Genomic DNA, 8,175 nt, shown 5'->3' with positions numbered 1-8,175 from the left:
GCCTCCGGAACGTACCACCTCACGCGCCGTTCGAGAGCTCGACGACGGGCTCCGTCGGCTCGACGACGCCGAAGCGACGGCGCTCAGACGATCGACGCGGGGGCGGGCGAGCGCCCGGCCGAACGGTCCGGACGCCCCCGAGACCGGCGATCCCGTCCTCGACGCCTGACCGATGTTGCTCCCGCGGCACACGCGCGGGTACGGGCGGTTCGAACCACGTGGTTCGCCGACGAGCGCGTGAGAGATCGCGACGCTCTCGGCGCCCCGTGACCGAAACCCGCTCCGCGTCGTCGTCCGATAAGGCGAGCGCGCCGGACGAACGTGCGGACTCCCGCCGAGGGGCCGCCACTCTCGCGTCCAACGACTCCGGCGGACCAGCGGGCGGGTGTTCTCTAAAAAGGTGCGAGCCCCCACGCTCCGACGCGACCCTGGAGACGACCCGGCCGGTCGCCGTGGCCGCGACGACCGACCCCGCCAGCGACCGGGCTCTCCGTTCGGTTCCGCCGCGTGATCCCGACGCCGTGGACCCTCGCACGACTCGTCGACGCAGGGGACGCTCACGCCGGGCGGCCGCCGGGCTCCTCTCCCGTCCCGTCGAGGCGGGGCGTGACGGGCCTCGTGGCCGGCGGGCGGGGTGCGGGAAAGACGACCCGCGCTCGGTGCCCTCCCTCTGGGACTTCCCGCGGAAGGTCCGGTCGATACTGATAGAGGACCAATTCCGCCCGAGCCTCCCCGACGAGCGCCCTAGCGACCCGGGCAGACGCGCACGGCTCTGCCGTCGGCGACGGGCGAGCCGTCGCCGAGCGACGCGGTCCCGGACCGCGCTCCCCGCCCTCGGCGGCGGTGCGATCGGTCGTGGTGGGAGGTCCGCGCGAGGAGGCGCGCCCTCCTACGAGGCGATGCGCGTCGGCCGCGGCCGGCGAGACGGTGCTCGGGACGATCCACGGGGAAGGACCCGCCGCGTCCGGGAGCGGGGTGGTCGCCGACCTCGGCGTGTCCGCCCTCGTCGTTTTCGCGCGACCGACCTGTTATTTCGTTCTCTCTCGACGACCACCCGGCGTCGACGTGATCGCCGAGGTAGTCGGTCACAGGACGGCGCCGCGTTCGAATCGGGTGTTCGAGCGCACCGGACGAGGGATCTGACGCCGACCGGGCCCCCGGGTCGAACCGCGGCGAAGAGCCGACTCCCTCGATCCGTCTCGCGGGACCTCCGACGAGACGTACGCGTCGATCAGGGGGCCGTCGGGGGAGGGGCGAGCGGATCGCGAGCGCGGTTCGCCACCGGTCGGGACGGAGCGGGCGGTACGTCGATCAGTGGGCGCGAGCGGTGAGACTCGACTATGACCGGAGCGGCGGACGAGGCACGACGGCTCGGCCGACGCAACCCCGGGAGCAGAGGGGGTCGAACGCGAACGAGTCGGCAGAGCTCGGCGCGCGTCGCGTTCCTCGGCTGAGGAGGCCTCGGCAAGAGTCGTCGAGCTCGGTATCGCTCCGCGGTCGGGCTCCGGCGGTCGGGACCTCTCTGTGCCGTCGCGCTCTTCGGCGGTTCGTACGGCCCAGTTTCCGGTACGCTCGCTGGCTCGCCGGAAGGGTTGGGCGGCCGACTCAACGCAGGGTCCATCGGGCACCGGTGGGGCGCTCGCCGCGGCATCCGGGTGCGGACGAGCGCCTCGGTTGCGCCCCGTCCGAGGTCTCGCACGGCGTCGTGCGTGGTTGTGAGGCCACGCGGATGCCGACTGGACGACCGTCGGGCGGAATACGCCACAGGTTCCGGTTTCGCCGCCCGCACGCGGGGACGGATCCGCTGCGCGGACGGCTTTGGCGCGTCACGAGCGCGGAGGAGCTGCGGACGTCGCGACAGCGGGCTCCGGGGCGGTTCGCCCGCGAGTGGCGACCGTGTTCCGCCGACTCGGACGCCGCCGCGTGTAATGCGGACGGCGGTCAAGCGCCGGCAGAGCGGCGGGGGGAACGGTGTCTGGACCGCGCATCGACGCGACGATCTCCGGGCGACGACGCGTCGCGGCGTTTGTCGGGCAATCTGTATCCGCGCCGCCCGTCTCGGCGGCTGTACGCTTCGCAAGTCGCTTCCTCCCGCTGGGGCCCTGGATCGCTCTGCTACCGCGGCGGCCGGTCCGCGTTCCGGTCGGGGTGGGAGGGTCGTGCGCCGGACTCATACCTGTCGTAGCCTCCGCGGACTGTTTCGACGCGTCGCGGTGGCTGCTCTGCGCCAGGACGGTTCGCGTTCGCGCGGCGGTCGACTGACGTCGCACCCGGACGTCCCCGAGCGGGCGCACACGGCCCGGGCCGCGCAGGCGCGGCGCCGAAGTCGCGCAGGCCGCGATCGCTCGCGGTAGTCACCGGGGTGGGGCCGCACCCGTCGCCGGGGTCGGCAGGTCGGCGGGGGACGGGCGCTCCTCGTCGGCGTGCGGACGCCGGCGGCGGCTCGCTTGAGACTCCGGGCGGTCGAAACGGAGGGCTCCGGACGCCAATGACCGGTCATCGCGGCGACGTGGCGAGGGCGTCGGCGGTCGAGACGGCAATCGCGAACGCCGGCGAGCGGCTTCGAAGCGGGCGCGACCGGCGAGCTGTTTCAGCGGCCGGGCGCACGAAGCGAGACCCTTCGGTACGGCGTGCGGAGCGTTCCTCGGCACGCGGGGCGCCCCGCGGGTTCCGGGTCCGTCGCGCGGGTCCGCCGGGCGCGCGGTTCGCGTGCTCGCCGTCGCCGCCGGGCGAGGGGTCGCCCGGCGGCGAAGTGCTCCTCGAGCCTCGCCGACCAGCTCGAGGAGCTCGGGCGGCTCGATAACCCGCGCGCGGACGTCAGCTCCGCGTACCGTCGACGACGCGCGAACGAACACCGCGGCGGTGTTCGCGCCGCTCGATCGGTGCGGCGCGGACGGTCGGTTCGCCACGGGGGTCGACGCCGTCGACGCCGGGGGACTGGGCGCCGGAGCGACCGCCGGCGCGGACGCGCTCGGTGTCGGGGGCGGCGGTACTGGTGCCGGCGGCGGGAGCGCGGCCGAGGCGACCGCGGAATCCGGCGCCGGCTCCGGCACCGGAGCGCTCTCCGTCCCGGTACTCGGCCGGATCGTCGGCGCCTACGTGCTGATCCTCGCGGCGCTGCTCACCGCGCTGGCGACCGGGCTGGAGCGCGGCTTCGACCGGACGCTGGTGGCCTACCGCGTGGGGATCGCGCTGCCGACTGCGACGGCGACGTACCTCGTCGCGTTCGCGGGCGCGGGAGCGCTGCTGTAACGACCGGACCGCAGCCGCGTGTCCTCGCCGATCATTTAAATACCAAGCCGCGGCCAGCCGGCCCGTGTTCGAGACTCACCTCGACGCGACGTACGCGTGGCTCGGCCTCGCCGTGGTGAGCGTCGCGACGGCCGGCGTCGCCGCGACGCTCCCGGCGTCGCCGCCGCCGGACGCGGCCGGCGTCGCGCACACGATCGAGACGGTAGCCGGCGGAGAGTACCCCGCGACGGCGGAACACGGGATCGCGGCGGACCGAATCCGACTCACGCCGCGGTCGGTCTCGCTCGGCGGAGACGGGGGAGACGCACGGGCGCCGCTCCACGCGCCGCGGGTGACGCCGGTCCCACCGGTCGATCGAAGCGGAGGTGGGGACCGGCTTCGGCGGGTCCTCGACGGCGTTCCGCCGGACGCCGCGTTCGACGACCCCGACGCGCTGGCCGCGGCGGCGGAGCGCGCGCGGAGCGCCGACAGCGGGTGGCGACCGGCGCCGGAGCGGCTCACCGTGCGGCGGGTGCATTACGGAGGGGTGCATGTCACGCTCGTCGGGTGACCCGTCCGGCGCCGGAAGCGGGGCCGCGGATCGCGCCGCGGTCGAACCGCTCGCCGCGCTCGTCGCGGTGCTGGTAGTCGGGGCGGCGCTGAGTCTGTACGCGGCCGCGCTCGACGACGCGACGGTCGATCGGGAGCGGCCCGGTGCCGAGACCGTCCTCGACAGGGCCGAGCGAACGGCGACCGCCGGCGGCGTCGTCGAACCGGACCAGCTCCGCGGCGCCGACGGCTTCCGGTATCCGACGGCGGTGACGGTGAGGGCCGGCGGGAAGACGTGGCGGATCGAGTTCGGCGATGACGCGCCCGAACGCGCGGCAGTCGGAGACGACGGAGCGATCGGGACGGCCGAGCGACCGGTGACCGTGCGAGTCGGTCCGGGGCGGAACGTCCGCGGGACCCTTCGCGTGGTGGTCCGCCGGTGACGAGCACCGTGCTCGACGTGACGGTGCTGCTCCTGTGCGTGTCCGCGAGCGTCGTCGCGCTCGGTGGCGTCGGCGGGGACGCGGGGACGCGCGGGCCGACCGCGGAGGGGGCGGCCGACCGGATAGTGACGGAGACCGTGACCGTGCGGTACCGGTCGCCGCGGGCGGCGAACGGCACCCGAACGGTACACGCGACGCGCGCCGAACTGCTCGCGCTGCTCGTCGCGGCTCCCGGAAGCGCGGGCGATGAGCGCGGCGCCGTCGACGGCGAGGGCGCGTTCGAGCCGCGAGCGACGGCCGCGATCGCCGCGGGCCTCGGCGAGCGAACCCGGGTCGACGCGACGGTCCCGGCGGTTCCGAGCCGGGAACCCAGCTCGACGCAGCGAGCCGTCGACCGTCGGCCTCCGGCTCCGCGTGGCTGTCGACCCGCAACCGGCCGGATAGCGGCGTCTGGGACACCGAACGCGCCGCGATCCCCTCAACGAACCGCCGGCCAGTCCCGGGAGGGTCCGGACCGGACCGACGGCGGTTCGAGGGGAACCGAGCGGCCTCGCCCCGGGAGAGACGGGAACGCGAGAGCGGTCGTCGTCGGGGCCGAGCCGCCGCGGAACGCCGACGTCACGACGGCGGTGGTCACGCAGCCGACGCCGGACGCGGCCGAGACGGACGATCCCGTTCGGATCGTCGTGAGGAGGTGGTGAGCGTGGGGAAACGCGGCGGAGCATCCGACTCCGAGCGGGTCGGGCGACGGTTCGCGGTCGACGAGCGGGCGCGAGTCCCGTTCGCCCTGATCGGCGTGTTGCTGCTCGTGACGAGCACGACGTACGCAGCGGGGATCGCGGATCAGGGGCTCGTCGACGAGGACCGGAGCGTCGAGCGGGCCGTCGAGCGCGTCGACGCCGACGCCACCGCAGCGCTGCACGCCGCGGCGCGCGAGGCGGCGCACGACGCGGCGCGGGAACCGGTGACGCGGGCGCCCGAGAGCGGTGCCGCGGCCGAGGCGGTGCGCGAGGAGTCGGCGTTCACGGACGCGCTTCGGATACGACTGGCAGTCACCGGGGCAGACGCGCTCTCCGCGGTCGACGCTGACGTCGGATCGGTGACGGCGACGGCGTCGCTACCGGCGGTCGGGGGGCGAGAGGGCCTCACCGCGGCCCGCGACCGCGTCCGCGTCGAGTCGGCGGCCAACGGGACCGCGACTCGCGTCACTTTCGAGGAGGTCGACATCACCGCGACACGGAACGGCCGAACGGTCGTGAACCGCACCGCGGACAGGACCGTCGTGGTGGCCGTCCCGACGCTCGCCGCTCACGAGCGGACGGAGCGGTTCGAAGAGCGGCTCGACAGGGGTCCGGTTGAGGGACCGGGTCTCGGTCGACAGCTCACCGCGAGCCTCTATCCGATGACGTGGGCGAGGGGATACGCGCAGTACGCCGGGGCGCCGGTCGAGAACGTCCTCGCGAACCGGCACGTGGAACTGTCGACGAACGCCGGGATCGTCCGGACGCAGCGGGCAGTCTTCGGGACGAGCGACCCGAGCGCCCGCGGCGGAGTGGCACGGGCGACCGCCCGGACCGGGATGAGCGACCTCCTCGCGCCGACCGGCGTTCGAGAGGACTCGTGGACCGACGCGGTTCTCGGAGCGCCGACGCCGACCGGTTCCGGGGAGACCGCGACGCAACCGAGCGCCGGCACGCACCCGAACGGGGCGGGGAGCGAGGACGACGCATTCGAGTCGAAACGAGACCGGTCCGACGAGGAGACGCCGGTTCCGATCGGGCACGCGGCGGACGTCGGGGCGGTTCGGGTCCACGACGACCTCGACGAGGTGATCGAGGGCGCGTACCGAGTCGAGGCCGACGTGCGGACGGCGACGACGCAGGTCGCGGACGGCGGACGAATCGCGCCGCCGACGCCGGCCGTCGCGGCGACCGGCGAGTGGGATCGCGTCGACGTGGAGCGGTCGGAGCGGCTGACCGACGTCGCCGGGAGCGACGTGCCGCGCGGGGTTCCCGCGGGGACCGTGGATCCGGACGAGCCGGTCGCGTTCGGAGACGCGATCCGCGAGGTGACGGTCGAACGCACCGCGACTGCGACGTGGGAACGGGAAGTCGTGGAACGGGGCCCTAACGGAAGCGTCGTCGACCGCACCGTCCATCGGACGACCACCGCCGACGAAGCGGCCGACCGCTACCGGGTCCGCGTCTCGGTGACGGGGCGACACGCGCCGACCGACGGCGCGGCGGACCGGCCCGCCGCGACGTTCGGAGCGGGAGGTGACGGACCCGACCTACGCGGGACGCCGGCGGCCGCGCGTTCGTCGCTCGGCGTCGACACGGCGGCCGGCGTGGACCGACTGGCCCGGGACGCCGTCCGGAGCGGAGACGTCGACGACTCGACGGTGGTCCACGGCTCGTGGACGGAGACCGAACGGGACCGCGTGGCGGCGGATGTCGCCGCGCTCGCCGTCGAAGTCCGGGCGTTCGAGACCGACGCGTCGATGGAGGCGGCGGCGGTCGGCAAGGCGGAGCCGTACGCCGACCTCGCCGACGCGGTCCGCGATCGCCGAGCGGCGCTCGTCGACGCGCCGAAGACGTACGACGGCGCGGTCGATCGGGCGCGGGTCGCCGCCCGCGCGGCGTACGTCGACGCCGTCGTCGCGGAGCTGGAAGCGGCTTCTGCCGACCGCGAGCGGGCGACGGACGGGTTTCTCGATCGGGTGAACAGCGCCTTCGGCGGCCCCTCGGTCGGCGAGGCGATCGCCGCCCGCGAGGCCGCGACGGACCCGGGCACATACACGGTCGCCGGCGACGGTCCCGGGGGAGCGGTGACGTTCTCGCCGCGAGGGGCGCCGGGATACCTGCCGCGGACGACGGTCGACGGCGAACGGACAGACGGCGCGAGCGACGCCCCGACGCGACCGCTCGCCGTCCGCAACGTGAACTACGTCACCGTTCCGTACGGCGATCTGTCGAGCGGGATCGTGGATCGGATCCTCGGCGCCGGGGACACGGTCCGACTCGGTACCGCCGGGCGCGCGCTCCTGCTCGCCGACGAGGCGCTGGCCGCGAGCGACGACCCGGGACTCCGCGCCGACCGGGACGCGCTCACGAAACGGGTCGACGGCTCGCTTCGCGAAGTCGATCGCGAAGTTGAGGGCGTGCTTCGGGAGCGGACCTCGTTGTCGCGGGAGGCGCGTCGCGACGCGGTCGACGAGGCCGCCGCGTCATACGACTCGACCGGTGACAGAGCGGCCGCGGTCGGTGACGGCGAGTACGCCGAGCGGGTCGCCGCAGAGGCCGCGGCCGACGGATCGCTCTCGACCGCGGCGGAGGCGTCGCTGGCCGCGCACCTCCGCGTCGCGACGCGGAAGGCGGCGGGTCGAGAGGACGTTCGGGTGCCGACGCGGGTCGTCGAACCGCCGACGAAGGGCGCGCGGGTCCTGCTCAGGGACCGCATGGAGAAAGCGATCGAGAGGGAGGCCACGCGCGCCGGCCGGACCGCGACCGAGGAGCTGAGCGAGAGGGCGGCCGAGGACCTCGGCGAGAAGTGGTCGCTGAAGCCCGCCCGGAGCGTCGGGGCGGGGCTTCCGGTCGCGCCGGTGCCCGGTTACTGGGTGACGACGGTGAACGCCTGGCGCGTGCAGGTCCGCGGGGAGTACCCGCGGTTCGCGCTGCGCGCCGACGTCGGCACGCCGGGCGAGCCGTTCGAGTACGTTCGACGGGAGGGCGACGTGGCCCTCGACGTTGGCGGGGAGACCGTTCGGCTCGGTGCGACGGAGCCGATTCGGTTCGAGACGGAGACCGTCGTCGCCGTCGCGGTGCCCGCCGGCCCACCCGGCGTCGGCGACGTCGACGGCACCCGCGACGAGACCTCCGCCGGGTGGCCCTGCCCGAGAGCCGGGGGAGCGTCGGACGGAGGAGCGAGAGAGTGCGCGACCTCGTGAGTCGAC

General features: G+C 74.9%; 5 protein-coding genes. All 5 read left to right on the top strand.

Features of this window, described 5'->3' with window-relative positions:
* Window positions 1-2,862: 2,862 nt before the first annotated feature.
* The 5 genes from DJ82_RS03905 (at window position 2,863) to DJ82_RS03885 (ending at window position 8,169) form a co-directional block, all read left to right on the top strand.
* Window positions 2,863-3,252, top strand: a complete 390-nt coding sequence (locus DJ82_RS03905) for a hypothetical protein (RefSeq protein ID WP_094581111.1) — start codon at window positions 2,863-2,865, stop codon at window positions 3,250-3,252.
* A gap of 64 nt (window positions 3,253-3,316) precedes the next feature.
* Complete coding sequence (locus tag DJ82_RS03900) at window positions 3,317-3,802, top strand: hypothetical protein (RefSeq protein WP_094581110.1); 486 nt, start codon at window positions 3,317-3,319, stop codon at window positions 3,800-3,802.
* Complete coding sequence (locus DJ82_RS03895) at window positions 3,783-4,223, top strand: hypothetical protein (RefSeq protein ID WP_094557384.1); 441 nt, start codon at window positions 3,783-3,785, stop codon at window positions 4,221-4,223. The genes DJ82_RS03900 and DJ82_RS03895 overlap by 20 nt, the downstream gene beginning before the upstream one ends.
* A complete protein-coding gene (locus DJ82_RS03890) occupies window positions 4,220-4,924 on the top strand; it encodes a hypothetical protein (RefSeq protein WP_094581109.1) in 705 nt (234 codons plus the stop codon). Before DJ82_RS03895 ends, DJ82_RS03890 begins: the two co-directional genes overlap by 4 nt.
* Window positions 4,918-8,169, top strand: coding sequence for a hypothetical protein (locus tag DJ82_RS03885; RefSeq protein WP_094581108.1), 3,252 nt, complete (start codon window positions 4,918-4,920; stop codon window positions 8,167-8,169). The genes DJ82_RS03890 and DJ82_RS03885 overlap by 7 nt, the downstream gene beginning before the upstream one ends.
* The last annotated feature ends 6 nt before the right edge of the window (window positions 8,170-8,175 follow it).

The sequence above is a fragment of the Halorubrum sp. Ib24 genome (assembly GCF_002252745.1).
Classification (GTDB): domain Archaea; phylum Halobacteriota; class Halobacteria; order Halobacteriales; family Haloferacaceae; genus Halorubrum.
Note: the sequence above shows the minus strand (reverse complement) of the source record. Positions and strands in the feature narration are given on the sequence as shown.

Bases quoted from the DNA above. Each gene is read 5' to 3' on its own strand.
- DJ82_RS03895 (WP_094557384.1), top strand. From the start codon at position 3,783: ATGTCACGCTCGTCGGGTGACCCGTCCGGCGCCGGAAGCGGGGCCGCG.